The sequence below is a fragment of the Sphingomonas sabuli genome, assembly GCF_014352855.1.
In the GTDB taxonomy this organism is placed as follows: domain Bacteria; phylum Pseudomonadota; class Alphaproteobacteria; order Sphingomonadales; family Sphingomonadaceae; genus Sphingomicrobium; species Sphingomicrobium sabuli.
This window is the reverse complement of sequence record NZ_CP060697.1, coordinates 284,479-309,156: the sequence shown is the minus strand read 5'-3', so window position 1 is coordinate 309,156 and position 24,678 is coordinate 284,479. Positions and strand designations below refer to the sequence as shown.

General features: G+C 66.2%; 23 protein-coding genes. 7 read left to right on the top strand and 16 right to left on the bottom strand.

The genetic code is table 11. The annotated features are described in order from the left end of the window. Positions 1–3: 3 nt before the first annotated feature. The 9 genes from H8M03_RS01545 to H8M03_RS01505 form a co-directional block, all read right to left on the bottom strand. A complete protein-coding gene (locus H8M03_RS01545) occupies positions 4–1,203 on the bottom strand; it encodes a pyrophosphate--fructose-6-phosphate 1-phosphotransferase (protein WP_187480029.1) in 1,200 nt (399 codons plus the stop codon). Positions 1,204–1,300: 97 nt separating this feature from the next. Beyond that, positions 1,301–2,515, bottom strand: coding sequence for a selenium-binding protein SBP56-related protein (locus tag H8M03_RS01540; protein ID WP_187480028.1), 1,215 nt, complete (start codon positions 2,513–2,515; stop codon positions 1,301–1,303). A 39-nt stretch (positions 2,516–2,554) separates the two neighbouring features. Next, positions 2,555–3,235 carry an N-acetylmuramoyl-L-alanine amidase gene (locus H8M03_RS01535; RefSeq protein WP_187480027.1) on the bottom strand — a complete coding sequence of 227 codons (681 nt, stop codon included), beginning with the start codon at positions 3,233–3,235 and terminating at the stop codon, positions 2,555–2,557. Between the two features lie 31 nt (positions 3,236–3,266). Further along, on the bottom strand, positions 3,267–4,070 hold the full coding sequence (locus tag H8M03_RS01530) for a CheR family methyltransferase (RefSeq protein WP_187480026.1): 804 nt from the start codon (positions 4,068–4,070) through the stop codon (positions 3,267–3,269). 62 nt (positions 4,071–4,132) lie between these two features. Beyond that, positions 4,133–5,170, bottom strand: coding sequence for a chemotaxis-specific protein-glutamate methyltransferase CheB (gene cheB, locus H8M03_RS01525; protein WP_187480025.1), 1,038 nt, complete (start codon positions 5,168–5,170; stop codon positions 4,133–4,135). Between the two features lie 82 nt (positions 5,171–5,252). After that, entirely contained in the window at positions 5,253–5,618 is a 366-nt protein-coding gene (locus tag H8M03_RS01520; RefSeq protein ID WP_187480024.1) for a response regulator, read from the bottom strand. A gap of 56 nt (positions 5,619–5,674) precedes the next feature. Next, the gene (locus tag H8M03_RS01515) at positions 5,675–6,112 is read right to left on the bottom strand and encodes a chemotaxis protein CheW (RefSeq protein ID WP_187480023.1); all 438 of its coding nucleotides are present in this window, start codon (positions 6,110–6,112) and stop codon (positions 5,675–5,677) included. Continuing rightward, on the bottom strand, positions 6,109–8,442 hold the full coding sequence (locus H8M03_RS01510; protein WP_187480022.1) for a chemotaxis protein CheA: 2,334 nt from the start codon (positions 8,440–8,442) through the stop codon (positions 6,109–6,111). Before H8M03_RS01510 ends, H8M03_RS01515 begins: the two co-directional genes overlap by 4 nt. Positions 8,443–8,568: 126 nt before the next feature. Beyond that, the gene (locus H8M03_RS01505; protein WP_187480021.1) at positions 8,569–9,210 is read right to left on the bottom strand and encodes a histidine phosphotransferase family protein; all 642 of its coding nucleotides are present in this window, start codon (positions 9,208–9,210) and stop codon (positions 8,569–8,571) included. 82 nt (positions 9,211–9,292) lie between these two features. Between H8M03_RS01505 and H8M03_RS01500 the strand changes: the two genes are divergently transcribed. The 4 genes from H8M03_RS01500 (at position 9,293) to H8M03_RS01485 (ending at position 13,497) form a co-directional block, all read left to right on the top strand. After that, complete coding sequence (locus H8M03_RS01500; RefSeq protein WP_187480020.1) at positions 9,293–10,564, top strand: serine hydrolase domain-containing protein; 1,272 nt, start codon at positions 9,293–9,295, stop codon at positions 10,562–10,564. A gap of 54 nt (positions 10,565–10,618) precedes the next feature. Then, on the top strand, positions 10,619–11,569 hold the full coding sequence (locus tag H8M03_RS01495; RefSeq protein ID WP_187480019.1) for an RluA family pseudouridine synthase: 951 nt from the start codon (positions 10,619–10,621) through the stop codon (positions 11,567–11,569). Positions 11,570–11,623: 54 nt separating this feature from the next. Continuing rightward, on the top strand, positions 11,624–12,532 hold the full coding sequence (gene rpoH / locus H8M03_RS01490; protein ID WP_187480018.1) for an RNA polymerase sigma factor RpoH: 909 nt from the start codon (positions 11,624–11,626) through the stop codon (positions 12,530–12,532). A gap of 83 nt (positions 12,533–12,615) precedes the next feature. Continuing rightward, positions 12,616–13,497, top strand: coding sequence for an alpha/beta hydrolase (locus H8M03_RS01485; protein WP_187480017.1), 882 nt, complete (start codon positions 12,616–12,618; stop codon positions 13,495–13,497). A 1-nt stretch (position 13,498) separates the two neighbouring features. On the opposite strand, the gene H8M03_RS01480 is transcribed toward H8M03_RS01485, so the two are convergent. After that, positions 13,499–14,629 carry a YhjD/YihY/BrkB family envelope integrity protein gene (locus H8M03_RS01480; protein ID WP_222931889.1) on the bottom strand — a complete coding sequence of 377 codons (1,131 nt, stop codon included), beginning with the start codon at positions 14,627–14,629 and terminating at the stop codon, positions 13,499–13,501. A gap of 147 nt (positions 14,630–14,776) precedes the next feature. On the opposite strand from H8M03_RS01480, the gene H8M03_RS01475 reads away from it, so the two are divergent. From H8M03_RS01475 to H8M03_RS01465, 3 genes are all read left to right on the top strand, one after another. Continuing rightward, positions 14,777–16,816, top strand: a complete 2,040-nt coding sequence (locus H8M03_RS01475) for an elongation factor G (RefSeq protein WP_187480016.1) — start codon at positions 14,777–14,779, stop codon at positions 16,814–16,816. Between the two features lie 65 nt (positions 16,817–16,881). After that, on the top strand, positions 16,882–18,156 hold the full coding sequence (locus H8M03_RS01470; protein WP_187480015.1) for a lipopolysaccharide biosynthesis protein: 1,275 nt from the start codon (positions 16,882–16,884) through the stop codon (positions 18,154–18,156). Then, positions 18,153–19,085 (top strand): ELM1/GtrOC1 family putative glycosyltransferase, encoded by a 933-nt coding sequence (locus H8M03_RS01465; RefSeq protein WP_187480014.1) that lies wholly within the window; start codon positions 18,153–18,155, stop codon positions 19,083–19,085. Before H8M03_RS01470 ends, H8M03_RS01465 begins: the two co-directional genes overlap by 4 nt. On the opposite strand, the gene H8M03_RS01460 is transcribed toward H8M03_RS01465, so the two are convergent. From H8M03_RS01460 to H8M03_RS01435, 6 genes are read right to left on the bottom strand one after another with little or no spacing between them, the layout of a single operon-like run. Continuing rightward, entirely contained in the window at positions 19,082–19,957 is an 876-nt protein-coding gene (locus H8M03_RS01460) for a hypothetical protein (protein ID WP_187480013.1), read from the bottom strand. The genes H8M03_RS01465 and H8M03_RS01460 overlap by 4 nt on opposite strands. After that, entirely contained in the window at positions 19,954–20,805 is an 852-nt protein-coding gene (kdsA, locus tag H8M03_RS01455) for a 3-deoxy-8-phosphooctulonate synthase (RefSeq protein WP_187480012.1), read from the bottom strand. The genes H8M03_RS01460 and kdsA overlap by 4 nt, the downstream gene beginning before the upstream one ends. Before the next feature lie 9 nt (positions 20,806–20,814). Beyond that, complete coding sequence (locus H8M03_RS01450) at positions 20,815–21,615, bottom strand: TIGR01459 family HAD-type hydrolase (protein WP_187480011.1); 801 nt, start codon at positions 21,613–21,615, stop codon at positions 20,815–20,817. Then, positions 21,612–22,406, bottom strand: coding sequence for a 3-deoxy-manno-octulosonate cytidylyltransferase family protein (locus H8M03_RS01445; RefSeq protein WP_187480010.1), 795 nt, complete (start codon positions 22,404–22,406; stop codon positions 21,612–21,614). The genes H8M03_RS01450 and H8M03_RS01445 overlap by 4 nt, the downstream gene beginning before the upstream one ends. Next, a complete protein-coding gene (locus H8M03_RS01440) occupies positions 22,403–23,365 on the bottom strand; it encodes a KpsF/GutQ family sugar-phosphate isomerase (protein ID WP_187480009.1) in 963 nt (320 codons plus the stop codon). Before H8M03_RS01440 ends, H8M03_RS01445 begins: the two co-directional genes overlap by 4 nt. Further along, complete coding sequence (locus H8M03_RS01435; protein ID WP_246448971.1) at positions 23,365–24,672, bottom strand: dicarboxylate/amino acid:cation symporter; 1,308 nt, start codon at positions 24,670–24,672, stop codon at positions 23,365–23,367. Before H8M03_RS01435 ends, H8M03_RS01440 begins: the two co-directional genes overlap by 1 nt. Positions 24,673–24,678 lie beyond the last annotated feature (6 nt).

Below are 24,678 nucleotides of genomic sequence, written 5' to 3'. Positions count from 1 at the left end.
CGGTCAGCCCTGCCCGATATCCCGCAGGATGTCGGCGAACCACGGCGTGGAAAGGTCGAATTTCTTGTCGCCGCGAATGCGGTCGAATTCGATCGTCCGCAGCACGTTGCCGCGGTCTTCGTCCTCACCCACCAGCCCGGCCTCACCGCGCAGGGCCGAATCGACGGCGTAATCGGTAAAGGCGTGGATCAGCTCGAGGTCCGCATCGTTGGCGGCCGCGGAGCGGGCGAAGTAGCCGCTTTTCTGGACCAGCACCTTTTGCGCTCCCAGCTCGGCGGCGAACTGCTTGCCGAACCATTGCCCCGGATTGACCTTGGCGAGCTGGACATGGCCGAACGGGTCGCGCGGCACGTCCTCGCCCTGCGCTTCCATCGCCGCGACGATTTCGTTCACGCCCGCACCTTCGGAAATGAAGATGTTGACGCAGCCCTGCCGGTCCATGATCGCGCGCAGCCGCTGCGCCTCCTGGGCGATGTCGAACGCCATTTCGGGCAGGTAGATGCCGTGGATGTCCCAGCGCGACGATGAATTTTCAAGCCACTCGGCGAACCGCGCGCGCTTGACCCAGTCGTGATATGCCCGGGCGGTCGCGGCGGCGAGCCAGCCGCAATTGCGCCCCATCACTTCGTGGACGAGCAGGATGTGCGGCGCGGACGACAATTCGGCGATGACGTTGCGGGCGAACAGCGCGCCCTGCTCGGCGGCGGTCAACGCGCCGAGCGACTGGCGGACCGGGACGACATCGTTGTCGATCGTCTTGGGAATGCCCACGACCGTCAGATCGTGTCCGGTCTTGCGCAAATAATCGGCAAGCGTTGCGGCAGTAAGGCTGGTGTCGTCGCCGCCGATCGTGTGCAGGACGTCGACGCCGTCGCGTTCAAGCTGGTTGGCGGCAACCTGCAGCGGGTCTTCCCCCGCCTTCACCAGCCCGCGCTTCACGCAATCCTCGACGTTGGTCAGCCGCACCCGGCTGTTGCCGATCGGGCTGCCGCCGAAATCCTTGAGCCGCCCGGCATTGGCGCGGGCCGACGCGTCGACTTCCGCCCGGTTTCCGGTGAGCAGGCCGGCGTAGCCGTCGCGATACGCAAGGATGCGCACGTCCGGGGCGATCTCGCTATAGCGTTCGATCAGCCGGCCGACGGCGGCGGACAGGCACGGGGCGAGCCCACCGGCAGTCAGCATCGCGACGGTCTTGACTGTCATCGGCCGCTTATTGCGATTTGCGGGGCATGAGCGCCAGTAAATTTGCGCGTCATGGGCCTGCGCAAGAGGCGTTCACGTGCCGGCGGACCGCCAGCGCCTATCGCGCCGCGACGGCGCCGTGGGGCGTGCCGTCGCCGGTCCAGCCGTGGGGCCAGGCACGCCGGGCGAAGCTGAAACCCGGCTGGCCGTCGACGTCGCGAAAGCGCTCGTCGATGGCAAGCGCGCCCGACTTTTCGTCGAGCGTCAGGAGGTACAGGCGGTCGCCCTTCCTGCCCGATGTGACGATCACACGCTTCGCCCTGGCGTCCCATGACGTCCAGTGCGGGGCGAAGGTCTCGCTGATCTTCAGTCGCGACACTTCGCGGACGTTCGCGGGGTCGGCGATGTCGAGCACCGCGAAGCCGTTGAGGCTGGGCACGCTCTGCACCAAGTAGCGCCCGATGATCGTCGGGACGCCGCAGAAATCGCCCGGGAACTTGTGCACCAGCCGGGCCGTGGGCTTCGGGCTGTCCAGCCCGGTGATGCGCTGGATGCCGCATGAGAGCGTCTGCACGTAGACCGAGCCGTCGGCGGCGACCCGCGCTTCTTCCGGCGAAACATTGCCGTTGCCGGTGGGTCCGGGATCGAGCCGATGCGTGCCGAGCAGCTTGAGATCGCTAAGCCGGAACATCTGGTACGTGTTGCTGGACAGCAGGTAGCTGTCCTGCATCGGGCTGTTGGTGACCAGTACGCGGTCGATCGCGGGCAGGACGGCAAGGCTGTACGGGAGCAACCCGTCGTCGGGGAGCGACGGGTCGGCGTTGCTGACGGCGCGTACGACCTGACCCCGGTCGTCGATCTCGACCAGCCCGCCGGTCTTTCCGGATGCCATCATTGCCGCATGATCCGCGTGGCCGTGGTCGGCGAACTGGAAGCTGGCGAGGACGTTGCCGCTGGGGAGGCGCAGGAAGCTGTGCGGCATCGCATAGCCACCCATGCTCTGAAAGCGTGCGGCGACGCGCGGCCGCAACGGGTCGCGGAGGTCGAAGACGACGGATTCGTTGGGATTGTGATCGTTGGCGAACAGCATTTTGCTCGCCGGCATTTCATATTCCGTGTGGTGAATGCGGTTCGACTTGATGTCGGTCCCGACCCCGGCAACCAGCCTGCCGTAGGTCGCCGACCCGGGATCGGCGTCGATTACGGCCAGAAAATCATTGGCTTGCTTGGCTTCGTCCGCCGTCCACACGAAGAGATGGTGACCGGTCGGCGCGGATGGTGCGGGCGCGGCGACCGCCAGTGCGGTGCAAAGCGCGACAAGCAGGTGTTTCATGATGCCCGGCCCCCTTCGAACGGGCAGACGAATGCGCCGCTATTGCGGCCTTGGCAACAGCAGCGACAGCAGCTTCGCCCGGCACTCGCCATCGATGATGCCGTCGATGCGGTCGGGCCGGAAACGGCGCTGGAACGCGATCACCGCTTTCTGTTCGTCCGCGACGTCATAGCCGAAGCGTTCGAGCGCAAGGAGAAAGCCGGCGTCCGTCCAGAACGGGTCGATCAGTTCGCGCGTCGGGCTGGGCAATGCCAGCCGCCGCCGGGCCAGCGCTTCCCACGGAAACAGCTCGCCCGGGTCTTCCTTGCGCGCCGGGGCGATGTCGGAATGGGCAACGACGTTGCCGCGCCCGACGCCGTGACGCTCCTTGATGCTCGCGACCAAGGGGATCAGCGCGGCCACCTGCTCGTCCGGGAACGGGCGATAGCCGAACTCGTGGCCGGGATTGACGATCTCTATGCCGACGCTGGCGCTATTGATGTCGGTCACCCCGCGCCAGCGCGACTTGCCGGCGTGCCAGGCGCGTTTCGACTCGTCGACCAGACAGTAGATCGTGCCGTCCTCGTCGACGCAATAATGGGCGGACACCTTGGCTTCGGGCGAGCACATGCGGTCGAGCGCGCCCTGGCAGTCGGGCATGCCGGTATAGTGCAGCACGATCATCGAGACCGACGACGCCCGGTCGTCGAAATTCGGCGATGGGCACTCGATGAAATCCATGGCTGCAAAGGCGCATAAATTGCGCCGATCATCAACCCTTGGCTGCAACCCTGCGGTCGGGGCCGGAGCGCTTTTCGATCGCGCCTTCGCCATCGGTGCGGCGGTACAGGCCGCGCGCTTCGACATCGGCGCCGAACCGGTCGGTCTGGCCGATCACCGTTTCGCCCGCGCCAAGCATCAGCCAGCCGTCGGCGGCGAGCCCGCTGGCCAGCCGGTCGAACGCCAGCCGGCGCTTTTCGTTGGTCAGGTACAGCAGCACGTTCCGGCACAGGACGATGTCGAAATCGCCCGGGTGCGGCGGCTGTTCGAGGATGTTGTGGACCTGGAACCGGACCGGTCGGCGCAACGATTCGACCGTGCGCCAGCCGCCCTCGGTTTCCTCGAAAAAGCGAATGGTCTGGTTGATGCCCAGCCCGCGCTGCACTTCGAATTGGGTGTACAGCCCCTGGCGCGCGCGATCGACCACGGCGGTGGACACGTCGGTGCCGAGTATGTCGATCGTCCAGCCAGCCCATTTGACGCCTTCTTCGGCGAAAAGCATCGCCAGCGAATAAACTTCCTGGCCGGTCGAGCAGCCCGCGCTCCAGATGCGGATATGCTTGCGGGCGGCGCGCTTCCTGGCCAGCTGCGGCAGCGCATGGCGCGACAGCAGGTCGAACGGCGAACGGTCGCGGAAGAAATAGGTCTCGTTGTTGAGCAGGGCTTCGACGACCTGGTTCTGGAGGCCAGGCTCCTTGCCCATAACGAGGATGGTGATCAGCTCGTCGAGGCTGGCAATTCCGCGTTCGCGCAAAAGCGAGGAGAGCGCTGTTTCCACCCGCCACCGGCGGTTCATCGTCAATTGTTGACCGGTACGCGCCTCGAGCAAACCCGCGAGGATTCGGCTGGTACTATCGCTTACTTGCACTCGCCGTCTCCGGTACGCGATGCGATCCTTCGTCCGATCTTGTCCGGCGGCATCACCGCGCAGGCGAGACCCGCTTCGACCACGGTGCGGGGCATGCCCCAGACCGCGCAACTGGCTTCGTCCTGGGCCAGCACCGAGCCGCCGCACGCGACCAGCCGGCCCGCGCCCTCGACCCCGTCACGGCCCATGCCGGTAAGGATGACGCCGACCGCGGACGCGCCGAACTCGACCGCAGCGGAGGCGAACATCGGATCGACCGACGGCATGCACCCGCTCGATGCGCGCTCGCGGACCAGCGCGACGACATGACCGTCATGGCGCCGTTCGATGGTCAGATGCGCGTCACCCGGAGCAATGACGATGCGGTCGGGAAGCAACGGCATGCCGCTTTCCGCGACCAGCGCCTCACGCCCGGCGGCAATGCCGAGTTGGCGGGCGAACACCGGCATGAAGGGTGCGGGCAGATGCTGCGTCACGAGGATCGGCACATGGATCCGCGGCGGCAGCGCCTTGAACAAGGCGGAGATGGCGTGGATGCCGCCGGTCGAGGCGCCGATGGCGAGCAGGCTGATCGGGTCCGCCGCCATCGCGCGCAGGGGGCCATAGCCGCGCAGCATGATCGGTTCGGCGATCGGCCGGCGTTCGCTGTCGGCAAAGCCGATCGACTTGAGCTTGGCCAGCAGCACTTCGGCAAAGCGGCCGTTGAAGCTGCCTTTGCCCGGCTTGGGCATGGCGTCCGTGGCGCCCAGCGCGAGCGCGGCGACGGTCTGTTCCGCGCCGTCGTCGGCGACGGAGGAAACGATCATCACCCGCGCGCCATTGGCCGCGCGCAGGATGTCGGGAATCATCTTGAGCCCGCCGGCGCCGGGCATTTCGAGGTCGAGGAGAACGATGTCGACGGTGACGCTGGCCAGCGCCTCGATCGCTTCTTCGGCCGATGCCGCGACTGCCGCGATCTCGAATGCGTGGTCGCTTTCGATCATGCGCGACAGGACGGACCTGGCGATCACCGAATCGTCGACGATCATCAGGCGGATGCGGCGCTGGCCGGGGGTATCTGCCGTTCGGCGATCCCGCGATGTTGCGAGCGCCCGCTCCATCAAGCGGACCTTAAGCTACGCCGACAAGCTGCAGCTTAACGTGCAGCGTCTCCCGATCGAACGGCTTCATCACATATTCGTCGGCCCCGGCTTCGAGCGCCGCGCGAATGTGCGCCATGTCGTTTTCGGTCGTGCAGAACACGACCTTCGGCTGGTCCGCGTGACCGCGCTGGCGCAGTAGGCGAAGGAATTCCATTCCGCTCATGACCGGCATGTTCCAGTCGAGCAGGACCACGTCCGGCATGCGGGCTTCGCATCGCGTCAGGGCCTCCTGACCGTCGCCAGCCTCTTCCACTTCGAAGTTCAAAGTCTCGAGGATATGCCGCGCCACCTTGCGGATAACCTTGGAGTCATCGACGATCAGACAGCTTTTCATTCGTAACATTCCCGCTGGTATTCAAAACCATCTACTGACGAAGGGTAACCAAGGCCTTAAGCCGCGCGCGCTTCGACGCCGGAAATCAGCGCGCCGACGTCGACCAGCAGCAGCGGCCCGGTTTCGGTCTCGATCATGCCGCGCGACACGCGTTCCCACCCCGGGCCCATGGCGGCGCGCACCGGCGAGGGATCGCCGATGGCTTCCACCACGTCTTCCACGACGTCGACGATGAGCGCGTAATGATGGCCGTCGAGCTCGACGACCGCGCCTTCGCGGATGCCGTCCGACGTATCCGACACGCCAAGTTCGAGCGAGCGGCGGCAGTCGATCACGGTCAACACCCGGCTGCGCAGTGCGGACAGGCCGGCGACGTGCGGCGCCGCGCGCGGCACGGGAATGAGCGTGTCCAGCTCCACCACCGATTCGACCGCAGACGCCGGCAATGCGACGCGCTGCCCGGCGATGGTGACGATAAGCAGGAGCGCGTTCATCGGCCTGTTCCCCCGGCGGACTTGAGCGCCATCAACAGACCGGCGCGGTCGTAGCGGTAGATGCTGTCGTCGCCGGAGCCGGACGCTTCCGGTTCGGCGCGCAGCACGATCTTGCGAGCGGCCTTGAGGTCCGCGGCCCTGTCGGTGGACGCGATGACCAGGTCGGCCTCGCCCTCCTCATCGTCGGCGCAAATGCGATAACCGGCCGCCTCGACGATCGGGCGCAGCATGTTCTGCATCCACGGGTCGCCGGCGGGAAGCCGGCAGGACGGCTGGCCGGCAGCATTGCGGGCGCGGGTCCCGGCATGGGTCGAGAAGAGCCAGTGCGCATCGACCAGCTCGGCAGGCTCGCCGGCGATCAGCGTGACCGCGCTGACTTCACCCGGCGATTCTGCCTGGATGACGTCCTTGTCGACAGTCGACAGGTCGATCACTTCGCGGAAGGCGTAGCCGATTTCCTGGCTGCCGTCGTTCAACCGGAAGACGCGGACCTTGTCGTCGCCAAGGTCGCCGTTGACGCCAGCCAGCGGCAGGATCGATTCGCCAAGCTGGACGCGCAATTGCCCTGCCCCCGGCTTGATCGCGGCCGCCGGCACTTCCTCGATCCGGTCGACGATGCCGAGGCGAAGCGCGCGCCGTCCGCCGTCGAGGCCGCGGAACAGCAGCACTTCATCGGCCTGCGCCTTGGCCTTGGCCGGGCCTTCGGCGATGCGCGCGGTGCGTTCCTGTGCCTCCAGCCGGACTCCGCCGACTTCGGCCAGGCCCGCCGGGTCGAACAGCAGGATCGGGCTGCCGTCGTCGGCCAGGGTAGTGCCGGCATAGAGGCCAGTCGCCATCACCTGCGGCGCGGCGGGCTTGACGACCAGTTCCTCGTGATCGTGGATCTTGTCGACGGCGAGCGCGTAGACGTCGCCGCCAGCGGGCCGAAGGACGACGAGGTTGCGGTCCTCGTCGGCAACCGCGCTGGTCAGGCCGAGCACGTCGGCCAGCGCGACTTCCGGAACGCGCTGCCCGCGAATGGTCGCGACCCCCGCCCCGCCAAGCCGGTCGAGCGTCACCGATTCGCCATTGGCGCGGACGATTTCGACGATGGCCGAGCGCGGGATCGCAAAATGCTGGGCGCCGATGGACACGGTCAGCGCGGGGATGATGGTCAGCGTGAGCGGCACGCGCAGCGTCATTTGCGTACCCTGGCCGGGGACGCTGTCGACTTCGACCACGCCGCCGATACGCTCGATGTTCGAACGGACGACATCCATGCCAACACCGCGGCCGGAAATGGCGGTGACCTGCTGCGCGGTGGACAGGCCGGCCTCGAAGATCAGGGCGAGCTGTTCGCGCGGGGCGAGCTTGGCCGCGTCCTTCTTGTCGATGACGCCGCTGGCGACGGCCTTTTCGACCAGCCGGGCCCCGTCGATGCCGCGGCCGTCGTCGCGGATGTGGATGAGGATCTGGTTGCCGGACTGGCGCGCGGTGACCGACAGGATGCCGATTTCCCGCTTGCGCGCCTTGAGCCGGTCGGCAGGCAGTTCGATGCCGTGATCGACCGCGTTGCGAATGATGTGGGTCAGCGGATCGCGGATCATTTCGATCATTTCGCGGTCCAGCTCGACGTCGCCGCCTTCGATATCGACCAGCACCTGCTTGCCCAGTTCGGCCGACAGGTCGCGGACCATGCGCGGCAGGGCGACGAACAGGTTTTCGATCCGCTGCATGCGGGTGCGGGTAATGGCGTCGCGCATTTCGGCGATGATCGACGACAGCCGCTCGAACGCGCCGTCGACCGAGACTTCGGTCGAGGATTCGCGCAAGCGGCGGGCAAGCTCGTTACGTGCCAGCACCATGTCGGACACCGTGCTCATCACGCGGTCGAGCAGTTCGACCGACAGGCGGATGGTGCGCGGCGCGGCCGAACGGCCCTGGTCGGCGACGGCCGCCGCGACCGGCGCCGCCGCGCCTTCCGCACCCGGCTCGAGCGCTTCGATCAGGTCGTGGTCGTCGCCTTCGGGCAGGCCATCGCCGTTATCGATGGCAGTGATCATCTCGCCGATGCGGTCGATGATGGCGAGCACCGCGCTGACCAGCGGGCCGTCCGGCTGGCGGCGGCCGGCGCGAACGTCGGCCAGCGCGTCCTCCGCCGCGTGGCTGAGCGTTTCAAGCCGCGGAAAGTCGAAGAAGCCGCAATTGCCTTTGACCGTGTGGACGAAGCGGAAGATGGAATCGAGCCGCGCGCGGTCGTCGGGATCGGCCTCCCAAGCGACGATCTCGCCGCCCAGAGCCTCGAGCATTTCCCGCGACTCCGCGACGAAATCGGCAATCAAGTCGTCCATTGGCGCAACAGCCCCGCAATCCCCGTGTTGCAGGCGTTATGGCGCGGAGGAGTTAATGCCTCGTTAGCCCTGTCCCGAGTTTATCGAGGGGCCTGTCCCGAGTTTATCGAGGGGCCTGTCCCGAATTTATCGAGGGGGCTGACCGGGAAGCGTTGCGCCGATCACCAGCACCGTTTCCGATGGCTGCGAGATCTGGATCGCCCCGCCGACGTCGGCGGCGATGCTGTGGGCAAGCATGGCCCCGGCGGTGCGGGCTTCGACCCCGCCCGCGGCACCGTTGAGCAGAATGTCGGAGATCGCCGGGTCAAGCGCGATGCGCGGCCCTTCGGCACGGATGGCGATTTCGGTCGTGTCGCCGGCTTCGGCGTCGATATCGATGCGCCCGCCGCGAACCAGCGCGTCGATCGCGATCAGCGCGAGATTGAGCAGCACCTTGGTCGCGCCCTTGGGCAGCTTGTCCGCCGACACCATCCAGCCCAGTTCGGTGCGCGAGTCCGGTCCAAGCAGGCCGTCCAGCGCGGTCTTCGCCTCGCTCGCCGCGATGGCATCGCCGAAGCCGCCGGCCGCACCGAACGCAAGGCGGAAGAATTTGAGCTTGTTGGCGGTCGTCCGGGCGCTGTCCGACAGAAGTTCGAGGCAGCGGTCGCGCATGTCCGGGTCCTGCTCATCCGCGAGCAGTTCGATGCCGTTGTTGAGCGCTCCGACGGGCGACATCAGGTCGTGGCACAGGCGGGAGCAAAGCAGGCTGGCGAAATCGACGGGTTCCATGCTCTCGCTGATGGGGCAGCGCGGCGGCTGGCGCAAGGCGGCGCTTCCGTAATACACCGGCCGACAAGGAGGCGCTGTTCCCATGTTTCGACTTGCTCTTGCTGCCCTGGCGCTGGCCGTCCCATCGTCCCCGCTTGCTGCCCAGCAGCCGCCAGCCGCCGTCGCGGACCTCCAGCTCGAGCCGGCGCGGATCGACCGCCTGTTGCAGCAGATGGTTGCCGACGGGCGGATTGCCGGTGCCTCCGTCCTGATCTGGAAAGACGGACGCGAAGCCTATTATGGCCATGCCGGTTATGCCGACCGGGAAGCGCGGCGGCCGATCGCCCGCGACACGCTGTACCAGATCCATTCGATGACCAAGCCCGTCACCGGCGTCGGGCTGATGCGGCTGTGGGAGGCCGGGCGGTTCGGGCTCGACGAGCCGCTTGCCAAATATTTGCCCGAATATGCGACGACCAAGGTGTTCAAGGGCCTGAAAGCCGACGGCAGCCCGATCCTCAAGGCACCCGAGCGGCCGATCCTCATCCGCGACATTCTGCGCCACACGGCCGGTTTCGGCTATTGGGCGGGCGAAGCGTATCCGGAGCGAGTGTTCGCGCGCCTCGACCCGCTGAACATGGACAACACGCTCGCGCAGTTCAGCAGGAAGAACGCGCAGGTCCCACTCTTCTTCGATCCCGGTACGCAGTGGCGTTATAGCGATGCGGTCGACGTCCAGGCCCGACTGATCGAAGTCCTGACCGGACTGACGTTCGAGGACTATATGCTTTCGCAAGTCCTTCGCCCGCTGGGTATGACCGAAGCCGCCTGGACGCAGCCGGAAAGCCGCTATGCGCGCATCGCCATGCCCTATCGCGGTAGCGACTCGGGCACGCTGACCCGGCTCGACGAAAAGGAAGTCCGCCTCGACAATTTCAGCGACCGCAAGCTGACCATGGGCGGGTCGGGCCTTGCCAGTACCGCCGACGATTACATGCGCTTCGCCCGCATGCTGCTTGGCGAGGGCAGCTTGAACGGGGTCCGCATCATCAAGCCGTCGACGGTCGCGCTGATGGCCACCGACCAGCTTGACCCGAAGGTCACCGAGCGCATGTGGCTGCCCGAGAAAGGCAATGTCGGTTTCGGCTTCGATCTCGCCGTGCGTCTCGGTCGCCCCAAGGACGACAAGGAAAACCGCGGCGCCACGGGCGAATTCTTCTGGGACGGGTCGTGGACCAGCCTGTTCTGGGTCGATCCCCACAACCGCATGGCGGTCGTCTTCATGGTTCAGAAGGACCCGTACGATTTCTCGCTGGTGCAGGACATCCGCAAGGCGGTGTACGGGCCTAACTATCTGGGACCGAAGGGCGATTAGGAAATCGCAGGCCCGGCGTTGAACCGGCGGGGGGCAATTCCCATCTTGTAGAGGATGGCCGGGGGGCAAACGAACATCGCGATACGCCTCGACGCCGGCCACGCCGGCTGGCGGCTCGACCGTGCCCTTGCCGCCACCGTCCCGACGCTGTCGCGCGAACGGCTCAAGGCGCTGATCCGCGCCGGTTCGCTGACCGCTGACGGAACGGCCGTGCGCGACCCGGCGATCAAGGTGTCGGGCGGCGAAACCTATACCCTCGACGTGCCCGAGCCCGAGCCGGCGCACAATGTCGCGCAGGACATCCCGCTGGAGATCGCGTTCGAGGACGAGCACCTGCTGGTGGTCGACAAGCCGGCGGGCCTGGTCGTCCATCCGGCGGCAGGCAATTACGACGGAACCCTGGTCAACGCCCTGCTCCACCATTGCGGCGGATCGCTGTCCGGGATCGGCGGGGTTGCCCGCCCCGGCATCGTCCACCGCATCGACAAGGACACGTCGGGCTTGCTGGTGGTCGCCAAGAGCGACGTCGCGCACGAAGGCCTGGCGCGGCAGTTCGCCGCCCATTCAATCGACCGCCGCTATCTGGCGATCGTCGACGGCATGATGAAGACCGCGGACGGCACCGTCGACGCGCCCTTGGCGCGGTCGTCGGCCAACCGCAAGAAAATCGCGATTGTCGGGGAAGGCCGCGGCAAGCGCGCCGTAACTCACTGGAAGCGCTTGGAAATTCTGGACAATTCGGCTCTGGTCGAATGTTCGCTGGAAACCGGCCGGACTCACCAGGTCCGGGTGCACATGGCCTCGATCGGGCATCCCCTGCTTGGCGATCCCGTCTACGGCCGATCAAAACCGCATCGTGACCTGTTGAAAACGCTGGGTTTTGTCCGGCAGGCTTTACATGCCGCAAAGCTCGGCTTTACCCATCCGGTGACGAAGCACCGCCTATCGTTCTCAAGCGGCATGCCGGCGGACATGCAGGAACTGTTCAATCGCCTTCGTGTATAAGATATAACGGGATGACGCCCCCTCGTGCGTCCGCCCCCTAGGAGATGGATCGTAATGGCAGCCAAGTCTGGCGGTATCGTGTCGCTACCCGCATCCGGCGGTGAAGCCGGCCTCAACCGCTATCTGAGCGAAATCAAGAAATTCCCCATCCTCGCTCCTGAGGAGGAATTCATGCTGGCCAAGGCCTGGCGCGAACAGGGTGACACCGATGCGGCGGCCAAGCTGGTCAATTCGCACCTGCGGCTCGTGGCGAAGATCGCAATGGGTTACCGCGGCTATGGCCTGCCGGTCAGCGAACTGATTTCCGAGGGCAATATCGGCCTGATGCAGGGCGTGAAGAAGTTCGAGCCCGATCGCGGCTTCCGCCTCGCCACCTATGCCATGTGGTGGATCCGCGCCTCGATCCAGGAATTCATCCTGCGCTCGTGGAGCCTCGTAAAGATGGGCACCACCGCCGCGCAGAAGAAGCTGTTCTTCAACCTCAGGCGGATGAAGAACCAGATCGACGCGTTCGAGGAAGGCGACCTGAAGCCCGCCGACGTCACCAAGATCGCCACCGACCTTGGTGTGACCGAGGACGAGGTGGTATCGATGAACCGCCGCATGGCGATGGGCGGCGACACCTCGCTTAACGTCACGCTGAAGGGCGACGAGGGCGGCGAAAGCCAGTGGCAGGACTTCCTGGTCGACACCGGCCCGTTGCAGGACGAGCTTATCGCCGAGGACGAGGAAGCCAGCGTCCGCCACGACCTGCTGATGGACGCGATGGAAAACCTCAACGATCGCGAGAAGCACATCCTGACCGAACGCCGCCTGACCGACGATCCGCGGACGTTGGAAGAGCTTAGCCAGGTTTATGGCGTCAGCCGCGAGCGTATCCGGCAGATCGAGGTTCGCGCGTTCGAAAAGCTGCAGTCGTCGCTGATCAAGCTGGCGGGCGAGAAGAAGCTTCTGCCCGCCTAGGAGCCTGCTCTCCAACGATAGCTGCAGTGCGATCGGCAATGCTGTAAAGCCGGTCCTTCGCTGTGGAGTCGAGGGGAACGGCCATGACATTCGCGACGTCGAACACCGCCACTGAATCCTATCTGGACGGCAAGGGCGGGGTGAAAATCTTCACCCGGCATTTCCAGCCCGCCGGCACGCCGCGAGCGTCGCTGGTGATTTGCCACGGGGTCAATTCGCACGGTGGGCAATATGTTCGCGCGGCGGACGATTTCTCCTCACGCGGCTTGGCCGTCACCCTGCTCGACCTGCGCGGGCGCGGCAAATCGGAAGGCGAGCGCTATTATGTCGAAAGCATCGACGATTACGTCTCCGACCTCTCGCAGGCGATCGAATTGGCGCGGGCGAAGCATCCCGACCTGCCGGTCTACCTGCTCGGTCACAGTGCCGGCGGCGTTACCGCAACGTCCTATGCGCTCGATTACCAGGACCGGATCGCCGGGCTGATCTGCGAGAGCTTTGCGTTCAAGGTCTACGCGCCGGACCTGGCGCTCAAGCTCCTGGAAGGCGCGAGCCACCTGTTGCCGCATGCGCATGTGCTGAAGCTCCACAACGAGGATTTCACGCGCGATCCAGACCGCCTGGCCGAGCTTCAGGCCGACCCGCTGATCGACGGCGAGGTGCAGCCGGTGGCCACCGTCGCCGCCCTTGCCCGTGCCGACGAGCGGCTGGAGCGGGAATTCGAGCGCATCACCCTGCCCGTATTCATCCTGCACGGGACCGCCGACAAGGCGACCAAATATCAGGGCAGCCAGGAATTTTACGACCGGGCCGGATCGGCGGACAAGACGATCAAGCTGTACGACGGCCATTATCACGACCTGCTCAACGATATCGGGCGCGAGCAGGTGATGGACGACATAGCGGCGTGGATCGATGCGCGCCTGTCGCCGGTCGCGCGCCCGGAAATGCCGCTCGCGACCTGACCTAGGTTTTCTTGCCCTTGCGCGCCGGTGTGCGCCGAGGTGCCGGCTTGCGGGGCGTTGGCGCGGCCCGCTTCGGCTTGGCGGGGCCCACACCGGGCAACATGTCGACGGTCGGCGGCTCGGGCATCGCTTCGGCCATCGAGGGCGCGGCATGGCGGTCGGGCTCGCCGCTGGTCGCGACATTGTCGGCCGCCCAGGCGCCGCGCTTGCCCAGCGGACGCGGCGCGCCGGTGGTGGTGTCGCGCGAACTCTGGTGCTCGATCTCGCTGTTCAGCTCGGCGCCGAAGATCAGCACATAGGCCGACAGGTACAACCACGTCAGCAGGACGACGATCGTGCCCAGCGACCCGTAGGTGACGTTGTAATCGGTGATGCTGGTGACGTAGAAGCTGAAGCCCAGCGTCAGCAGCAGCCAGGCGATGGCGGCGAACAGGCTACCTGGCGTGATCCAGGTCCAGCGTGCATGCTCGCGCGACGGCGCGTAGCGATAGAGCGTCGCCGCGATCGCCGCGGCGCTCAGCGTCATGAGGACAAAGCCGCCGATGCGCGCCAGCGCGACTGTCAACGGCGAGGTGTTCGGCGCGAGGCTGCCGAGGAAGGCGAGCGCCGTTGTCGCCACCAGCGCGAACACGGCCAGCACGACCGCCGCCGCGGTCATGATCGTCGCCAGCAGATAAAAGCCGCCGAGCGAGCGCTTTTCCTTTTCCTCATAGGCGATGTTGAGCGCGGTGATGATCGCGCTGGCGCCATTGGTGCCGCCGTACAGCGCGACCAGCAGGGCAATGAGGATGCCTACGCCCTTGGTCTGCTTAGCCGCCTCGACCGCGGCGATCAGCTGGTCGGCGACCAGCGTCGCGACGTCGGGCGGAAGCATGACGGTAATGGTGCGCACGTTGCTGACCACGGTCGCCGGATCGGCGATCAAGCCATAGGTCAGGACGATGATGCCGAGCAGCGGGACGATGGCGAGGAAGCCGTAATAGGTGACCCCGGCGGCGACGAGGCCGACATTGTCCTGCCACGTGCGTTTCCACGTCCGCGCGGCAATCGCCCGCCACGCCGGAGCCGGCATCTGCAGCGGCGTTCGCGCCCGGTGCCCGGTGGTGTCCTTCGCTTTGCGCCGCTTTGCCATCGGCGGAAGAAGACTTGAGACGCGCTGCTGTTCCGGGGGCTTGCGCAATGCCCGATTTCGTCCGACGCTGTTCGTTTCGAAGTGCGCGTTAGCGCCTTGTTCGAGACGCGACTCGCGCGCCCGTCACCACGGACGAAGGAGAGTCGCATGCCGAAAGACCCGAGCGGAGCCAAAGCCAACGGTACGCGAGCCATCGCGCTGGTCGGACCGGCCGGCGCGGGCAAGACCAGCCTGGCCGAGGCGATCGTCCATGCGGCCGGCGCAACCGACCGCCACGGTTCGGTCGGCAACGGCACCAGCATCGGCGATTCCAGCGCGGAAGCGCGCGCGCGCGGCGGCTCGACCGAACTCAACCTGTATCATTTCGACTATCTGGGCGACCGCTTTGCTCTGATCGACTGCCCCGGCTCGGTCGGCTTCGCCGCAGACGGCGCGCGGGCGATCGCGCTGGCGGACCTGGCCATCGTCGTCGTCGATCCCGATCCGGCGCGAGCGCCGCTGGCGGCGCCGGCGCTGCGCGCGCTGGACGAACTGGGCATTCCGCACCTCATCTTCGTCAATCGCATCGACCAGGCGCATGGGCGCATCCGCGACCTGCTGGCCGCGCTTCAGCCGGTCAGCGTCGAACCCCTCATCGCCCGCCAGATTCCGATCCGCGAGGGCGAGAAGATCACCGGTTTTGTCGATCTCGCGCTGGAGCGGGCCTATCATTACACCGGGAAAGACAGCGAGCCGATCGACATTCCCGGCGAGCTGGCCGACCGCGAGCATGAAGCGCGCGCGCACATGCTCGAACAGCTGGCCGATCACGACGACGAATTGCTCGAGCAACTGGTGATGGAGCAGACACCGGACGCGAAGCGGGTGCTGCACGACCTCGCCCGCGAAACTAGCGAGACGCTGGCCGTGCCGGTGCTGTTCGGGTCGGCCGAAAGCGGCTGGGGCATTGGCCGATTGCTCAAGGCGTTGCGCCACGAAGCCCCGGGGCCCCAACACAGCGCGGACCGGCTGGAGGTCGGCGATCCGGCGCTGTTCGTGTTCAAGGTCCACAATGGCGGGACGGTCGGCCGGCTGGCGCTGGCGCGCGCGCTTGGCGGGCGGATCGGCGAAGGCTCCGACCTCAAGTCCTGCGACGGCGCCAGCGCCAGGCTCGGCGCGCTGTTCCGGGTCCAGGGGGACAAGACTCAAAAGGTCGGCGAGGCCGCCAACGGCGACGTCGTCGCAGTGGCCAAGATCGACGGGGTCAAGGCCGGCGACTGGCTGAGCAGCGGGACGATGCCCCCGGCGATCGACGTCACTTTGCCCTCGCTCAATTGCACGCTGGCCATCGAGCCGGCGGACCGCAAGGACGACGTCAAGCTGTCGGGGGCGCTGCACCGGCTGCTGGAGGAAGACCCCGCACTGGTGCTGGAGCAGGACGAGGACACGCACGAGATGCGCTTGCGCGGAGTCAACGACGAGCATCTGCGCACGGTTCTGGAGCGGCTCAAGCGGCGCTACGGCGTTACCGTCACCGCGCGCGCGCCGACCATCGGCTATCGCGAATCGATCCGCAAAACCGTTACCCAGAAGGGCCGCCACAAGAAGCAGTCGGGCGGCCACGGGCAGTTTGGCGACGTCGTCATCGAGGTGAAGCCCTTGCCGCGCGGATCGGGCTTTCAGTTCGGCGACCGCATCACGGGCGGTGCAATCCCCAAGCAATGGATCCCAGCGGTCGAGGACGGCGTGCGCGAAGCGATGCGCAAAGGGCCGCTGGGCTTTACTGTGGTCGATGTCGCGGTGACCCTGGTCGACGGCAGCTATCACAGTGTCGACAGTTCGGAATTGGCCTTTCGTCTGGCCGGGCGGCTGGCAATGGCCGAGGCGCTGGCGGCGGCCGGACCCCACCTGCTGGAGCCGATGCACAAGGTCACCGTCGTCTGTCCGACCAGTGCGGCCAGCCGGGTCAGTTCCGCCGTCGCCAGCCGGCGCGGGCAGATGCTGGGCATGGCACCGCGCGACGGCTGGACCGGCTGGGACCGGATCGACGCCGTCATTCCCGAAGCGGAGCTGGGCGGGCTGGAAGCCGAGCTGCGTTCCCAGAGCCAGGGGCTGGCCAGCTACGACGCGGCGTACGACCATTTGTCCGAACTTAACGGACCGATGGCCGACAAGGTGGTCAAGCAGCGCGAGCCTGAACCGGCTTGAGTAGCTAGGCCGCCCGGTTTCGCTTAAGCGCCGCGATGATGCGGCACTGGTTCAAAGACGAAAGTATGCGCTCGCTGCTGAAGAACAGCAGCTACCTTGGCGCGTCCCGCATCGTTGCGGCGATCGCGTCGGTGGCGACGCTGGCGTTCACCGGCCGGGCGCTGGGCGTGATGATGTTCGGCCTGCTGATCCTCATCCACAGCTACGCCCAGGCGGCAAGCAGCCTGAGCAAGTTCCAGTCATGGCAGATCGTCGTCCGTTATGGCGGGCAAGGACTGGCCGCCGGACGGCCGGAAGATTTCAAGGTCGCGACCGGTTTCTCGTTCGGGCTCGATATGCTCAGCGGCGTCTTTGGAATGATCGCGGCGATGGCGATCCTGCCGCTGATCGGCACCTGGTTCGGAATCCCGCGCGACTACATCTGGCTGGGCGTCCTTTACTGCACCGTCATTCCCACGATGCAGGCGATGACTCCGAGCGGGGTGTTGCGAACGCTCGACCGGTTCGACCTCGTCAGCTGGGGCGGCATCGCCTACCCGATCGCGCGGGCAATCTTTGCCGGCATCGCCTTCCTCAATGACGCGCCGTTCGAAATCTACCTGCTGATCTGGTGGGTAACCGACATGGGCGGCGATCTGTTCATGTGGTGGTTGACCGTGCGCGAGCTGAAGCGACGGGACATGTCCGACGCGCTGCGGCCGACGCTCAACCCGCATCCGCTGCAGGGCGCGTGGAAATTCGCCATCCGGGTCAACCTGACTTCCAGCCTGACCGCCGCCTGGGGACCGGTGGCACGGCTGATCGTCGGCGGCCTGCTCGGCCCTGCGAGCGCGGCCTTCTACCGGGTCGCGGCGACGCTGTCCGACAGCGCGCAAAAGCCCACCGACCTGATGGCCCGCGCTTTCTATCCCGAAGTGATGAAGCTGGACACGCGGACCAAGCGGCCGTGGAAGCTGATGCTGCGCGGCGCGGCGCTGGCGGCGATCTTCGGTGTCCTGTCGGTCTTGTTGGTGGTGGTTGCGGGCGAAGCGCTGATCAAGCTGATCTTCGGCGCGCAATTCGCCCCGGCCTATCCGGTGCTGATCGTCTTGGTGCTCGCCCCGATGCTGGCGATGCTGTCCTTTCCGTTTGAACCGATGCTCTACTCGCTCGGCCGCTCGGCCGGTCCGCTCAAGGCCCGGATCGGCGGCACCATCGTCTATTTTGCGATCGTCGCGCCCCTGGCGTGGCAATATGGCGTGCAGGGCGCGGCCGCCGCCTTCGTCATCGCCACCGGAATCTTCGTCACGCTGCTGGCCGCGCAACTGTGGCGCGAGTACCGGCGGATCCGCCCGGCATGACGCGCGCGCGCATCTGGGTCCTACTGGGGGAGAAAACGGGCGACAACAATCAGCTTCTGCGTCTGGCGGAGGCGCTGGGCCTTCCGTTCCGAGCCATCGAACTGCGCTACACGCAGCTGCGCCGCCTTCGCCCTGCGCTTCTGGGAGAGTCGCTGGCCAGCCTGGACAAGGAATCGCGCGACGAGATCGCGCCCCCGTGGCCGGACTTGGTCCTTGGCATCGGCAATCGCAGCGCCCCCGTCGCGCTGGCCATCCGCAAGGCTTCCGGCGGCATGGTGAAGCTGGTTCGCCTGGGCAATCCACGCCTCGATCCGCGCAATTTCGACCTTGTCATCACTACACCGCAATATGACGTGCCGGCACGGTCCAACGTCATCCGGCTGCCCGTCGGGATCAGCACCGTGACCCCGGTCAAGCCGACGTCGAGGGAGCGCGAATGGCTAAAGGCCCTGCCGCGCCCCCATCGCTTGCTGCTTGTCGGCGGCGATACCTTCATGTGGCGGCTCACGCCCGCGATCGTCGCGGAGGCCGCGGCCTATCTCGAGGCGATTCCGGGCACGCTGATCGGCTGCGGCAGCGCGCGGACCGATCCGGAGGCGCTTGCCGCACTCAACCTGCGCAAGGGCCTGCCGCGCTATTCCGTGCTGTTGAAGGACGCCGATGAAATCCACGTTACCGCGGACAGCGTGGCCATGGTTTCCGACGCGATTGCAACGGGCAAGCCGGTCGGGCTGGTCCTGCCGCAACAAACGCTGGCGGGCCGGTTCTTCTACGGGTCGGGACTACCCGTGCCGGTGCGCGATATTCGCCGCTTCTGGACCGGCGTCCAGGCCGCCGGCCTCGTGGGGACGATCGATGCACCGCGAAGCGGCAAGTTGAATTGCGACCCGTTGGCGACCGCAGTCGCGGCGGTCCGCGCCCTGCTTTAGGCGGCGAGCGCCCGCTGCGCATCCCAGCCGCGATAGCGGTCGATCAGCGCCGGGCTGTCGTGGCGGATGTGGTTGGCCGCCATTTCCCGGTCCAGTTCCGCCTTCGTCACCTCGCCCGAGTCATACAATTCGGCGAGTAGCGAGAAGACCAAAGCTTCCTGGTTCGGATCGGGATGCGGCGCGTATCGCATCAGCAATTTGTTGAGCATATCCACCGGCCAGCTGCGGCGTAGCGTGAAATCGACGGGCAGGCCCGTCTTCCACGGCTGGGTGCGGCGCTTGGTCGTGTGCAATAGCTTGGTCGCGGGCGTCAGCGTGTCGAAGTGGTTCCATTCGGGCTCGAGGTTGCCGATTGTCGACCGGTCCTCGCGCTTGAGTTCGATCCAGTCGACATAGTCGAACTTGTGGGCGAACAAGTCGTCCAGATCGCGGTCGAAGTCCCAGTGGCGGAGCTTCGCGCAATCAAGCAGCATGACCGAGGTCGCGATATAATCGGCCTGCTTGTTGTGGCCGGGCCGCGGCACCGCCCAGATGGCCTTGCCGCCAAGGTCGCGGCCAAACAATTCGCCCGCATCGCCAAGCGCGAAGACGTCGGGGTCGGTGACCAGCGCGATGCCGTCGAAACCCATCGCCTGCGGCGGGTAGAAGCGCAGCGGCGTGAAGCTTTGCAAATCGTCCGGGTCCCACTGGCGAACGGTACCGGCGCGAAGGATCGTCCGGCTGTCATCCATCAGTCGCGGGAAATCGCGGACCTCGAGGATTCTGACGTCGAAGCTCCCGGGATCGCGGGCGTTGCGGCGAAAGCTGTGGGCGGAGATTTTCGCGCCGAGAAGCTGGCGGTCGTTGGCCTGGATGAAGACCGTCGGCTTCAAAGCGACGACTCTTCGAAACCCGCTTCCTTCACCGTGCGGTCGATGGCGACCAACGTGGTCAGCAGCGCTTCCATCCGGTCGAGCGGCCAGGCGTTGGGACCGTCCGACAGCGCATTGGCCGGGTCCGGATGGGTTTCCATGAACAGGCCGCTGATGCCGGTCGCGACGGCCGCTCGGGCCAGCACGGGCACATGTTCGCGCTGTCCGCCCGAACTGGCCCCCTGCCCGCCTGGCAACTGCACCGAGTGCGTGGCGTCGAACACCACCGGACAGCCGGTTTCGCGCATGATCGCCAGGCTGCGCATGTCGGAAACCAGGTTGTTGTACCCGAACGACGCGCCGCGTTCGCACACCATAATCGTGTCGTCGGTCACTCCGGCCGCGCTGGCGGCGTTGCGGGCCTTGTCGACCACGTTCTTCATGTCGCCCGGCGCCATGAACTGTGCCTTCTTGATGTTGACCGGCCGGCCGCTGGCAGCGACCGCGTGGATGAAGTCGGTCTGGCGGGCGAGGAAGGCGGGCGTCTGCAGCACGTCGACCGCCTGGGCCACCGGCGCGATCTGCGGAATGTCGTGGACGTCGGTCAGGACAGGCACGCCGATCTTTTCGCGCACCGTCTGCAACACCTTCAGCCCTTCATCCATGCCCGGGCCGCGAAAGCTTTTGTCCGACGAACGGTTGGCCTTGTCGAAGCTGGACTTGAAGATGAAGAAAATGCCGAGCTTGTCGGCGATCGCCTTCAGCCGTTCCGCCGTGCGCAGCTGTAGTTCTTCGCTTTCGACCACGCACGGGCCGGCGATGAGGAAGAAGGGCCGGTCGAGGCCGACGTCATGTCCAAGCAATTTCATGCGGGCTATTTAGTGCAGGGAATCGACAACCGCCACCGGTCGCCAGTCGCCAAGCCCGTTTGCGGTGTAAAATTCGTCCGGAATGCCCTGCCCCTGCGCAATCCCGCCGGTCAGATAGACGGTATCCAGCCCCGCCTTGGCCGCGCCGAGAATGTCGGTTTGCAGGCTGTCGCCGACGGCTAGCATGTCCGCGCGCGGCGGGTTGCCGGCGATCTGGAACGCGTGGGCATAGATGGCCGGATAGGGCTTGCCGTACCATTCGACCCGGCCGCCCAGTTCAAGGTAGCGATCGGCGATGGCGCCGGCGCACGGTTCCGGCGTGCCCCCGCGAATGACCATCCGGTCCGGGTTGAGACAGTGCAGCAGCACGTCGCGGGCCTTGATCTGCTGAAGCTGCGGTTCGTAGTCGGCAACGCGCATGCGGAGCCCATCGAGGCCGGAGCAGGCAAGTTCGTCGAAATCATCGCCTTCGGCCAGGAGGACACCGCGATCCTGCAGGATCATCGCATCGCGTTCCGTGCCCATGAAGCCGACCGGTCGCGGCGGGCTGGTCAAACGGGCGATGCCCGCTTCGCCGCTGGTCGCGATCCCGGCCCACAGGTCCGCGTCGAGACCGAGGGTCCGCAGCTGTTCGCCCACCGCGTCCGCGGTTCGCGGGGCGTTGGTGATGAGGATCGTGCGCTTGCCCGCGTCCCGCCACTTGCGCAGCCGCGCCGCGGCACCGGGATAGAGCTTCACCCCGTCATGGATGACGCCCCAGATGTCGCAAAGGATGACCGGGTAGCGGTCCTCCACGTCGTCCAGGGTCATTCGAAGCCGGCCTCCGCCAGCGCCTGCTCGATCGGGTCGACGTCCTCGGGGTTATTGAGCTCGCGCAAGGCAAAGGCGGGCGGCTGTACGTCGACCACGTCGATGGCGATGCCGGCGGTCAGGAACCGCAGCTGTTCCAGTCCTTCGAGCAACTCAAGCTCCGACGGCGGGGTGTCGGCATATGCGGCCAGCGCCGACGGCGTATAGGCGTAGACGCCGATGTGGAGGCGGACGGGCGACATGTCGCCGTCGAGCGAACCCTTGGGCAGGTGCGGGATCAAACGCTTCGAAAAATAGAGCGCACGGCCGCGGCTGTCGGTGACGACGGACGTGCCGCCGACCCGACCGGCCCGCTCCTCGTCCTGCAGCATGCGCGCTTCGCTGCTGCGCATGCGCATGGCCGGGGTCGCGACATCGGCTTTGCCGCCGCGCATCCGTTCGACCAGCGCTTCGACGAAATGGGCCGGGGTGAGCAGCGCGTCGCCCTGGATGTTCACGACGACGTCCGCGCCGTCCAGCTGGTCGAGCGCCTCGGCGCAGCGCTCGGTGCCGTTGCGCGCGTCCTCCGACGTCATGAGCACCGGTGCGCCGAAGGCCGCGCAAGCCTCGGCGATGCGGGCATCGTCGGTCACGACGTGGATCGAATCCAGCCCGTGGACGCGTTGCGCCGCTTCGAAACTGCGGCGGATGAGCGGCTTGCCGTGACCGCCCGCGCCGCGCAGTTCGACCAGCGGCTTTCCGGGATAGCGGCTGGACGCGAACCGCGCCGGGATCAGCGCCGCGACCTTCACAGGACGACGGGGCAATCGTGGATGTGGAGGACGCCGACCGGACGCGGTCCGTCGTCGCTTTCCTCGACCACGAACAGCGCGGTGATCTTATATTCCTCGAACAGTTCGAGCGCGTCGGCGACGAGCGAGTCCGGAGTCACCGTCTTCGGATCCACGGTCATGAATTCGGCGGCGCTGTGGTCCAGACCGCGCTCGATATTGCGCCGCAAGTCGCCGTCGGTGATGACCCCGACCAGTCGCCCGCCTTCATCGGTCACGCCGACGACGCCGAGCCGCTTTTCGGTCATCACCACGACCGCTTCGTGCATCGAACTTTCGGCGTCGGTCAGCGGCAGCTGCCGGCCGGAATGCATCAGCCGGCGCACCGGCTTCAACCGCGCGCCTAACGTCCCGCCGGGGTGCAGCCGGCCGAAGTCGGTCCGCGTGAACCCCTTTTGCCGCATGACGGTCATCGCCAGCGCATCGCCCAGCGCGAGGCTCATCGTCGTCGAGGTCGTCGGGGCCACCGATTCAGGCCCCACTTCCGGCCAATGCGGCAGGATCAACGGCGCCGCTGCCGCCTGGCCGAGCATGGAATTGGGCGCGCCGGTGATGGCGATGATCGGGATATTGACCGCCTCGAGATGGTCGATCACCGGTTCGAGCTCCGCCGTGTTGCCCGACAAGGAGATGAGGATCGCGACATCGCCGCTGGCCGCGATGCCAAGGTCGCCGTGGATCGCCTCAGCCAGGTGCAGGAAGGTGGCGGTGGTCCCGGTCGAGGCGAAGGTCGCGGCGATCTTGCGCGCGACATGGCCCGATTTGCCCAGCCCGGCGACGATCAGCTTGCCCGACATGTCGAGGAGAAGATCGATGGCTCTTGAGAATTCCTCGCCAAGGTCGTCGGCGAGCGCATCCAGCGCGCGCGCCTCGTCGTGCAGGATGTTGCGGCCGAATTCGAGCGTACTGGTATCGGTCATCAGGCAGTCTGGGCTTTCACTGGCAGGTCTTCGGGTTCGGCCGCCGAAATGACCTGCGCACAGACGAGGTCGCCGACGACATTGAGCGTGGTCCGGCACATGTCGAGGAAACGATCGACGCCGAGCACGATGGCGATGGCCTGCGGTTCGATCCCGACCATCGCCAGGATCAGCGCCACCACCGGCAGGGATCCAGCAGGAACACCCGCTGTGCCGATGCCACCAAGGATGCACACCAGCATCACGGTGATCTGCTGCCACAGGCTCAGTTCGACGCCGAAGAACTGGGCGAGGAACAGTACGGTGACGCCTTCGAACATCGCAGTGCCGTTCTGGTTGGCGGTCGCGCCGATGGTCAGGACGAAACGCGAGATGCGCCGCGGCAGCTTGAGATTTTCGTCCGCCACGCGCAGCGCGGTCGGCAGCGTCGCGTTCGACGACGCGGTGGAAAAAGCCATCACGCTGGCTTCCTGGGTCTGGCGGAAGAAGGTCAGCGGATTCTTCTTCCCCAGCGTCGCGAGCAGGGCCGGGAAGACGAGGAACATCTGGATGCCCAGCGCCAGCAACACGACGCCGACGTAGGCGGACAGCCGGATCAGCAAGTCCCAGCCGAACAAGGCGGCAAGGTTGAACATGAAACAGGCGACCGCGATCGGCGCCAGCTTGATGACGATCAGGATCAGCCGCATCGTCACGTCGAACAGGCCTTCGAAGCCGTTCTGCAGCTTGCGCGAATTGGGCGTGTCGGTGAGCAGCAGGCCGATGCCGAAGAACAAGGCGAAGAACATTACCGACAGGATCGAGCTGTTCGACCCCATCACTTCGACAAGGTTGTTGGGGATGATCGTGACGAAGGCATCGATGCCCGACGGCTGTTCGGCGCCGGTCTGGATGATCGCCCCGGCGCGTTCGCCCTGCGCGGCCAGCAGTTCGCTCGCAGCCGAGCGATCGACGCCTGCCCCCGGCTGCAGCAAATTGACCACCGCCAGGCTGACGGCGACCGCGATCGACGAGACGACGACCGTATACAGCAGGGTCCGGATCCCGACACGCTTGAGCGAGCGGATTTCGCCCATTTCCGAGATGCCGACCACCAGTGCCGAAAACAGCAACGGGATGACGAGCATGAACAGCAGGCGCAGGAACACCTGCCCGATCGGCTGAGTGATATAGGTCGTGACCGTTTCGACCCAGGGCGCGCCCTGCGACGTCGAGTAGACGATGAGGCCGGCGATCAGGCCGACGAGGAAGCCGACCAGCATCTGCCATTGCAGGCTGAGGCCGCGTTTCTCCTCCGCTTCGACCATGATCAC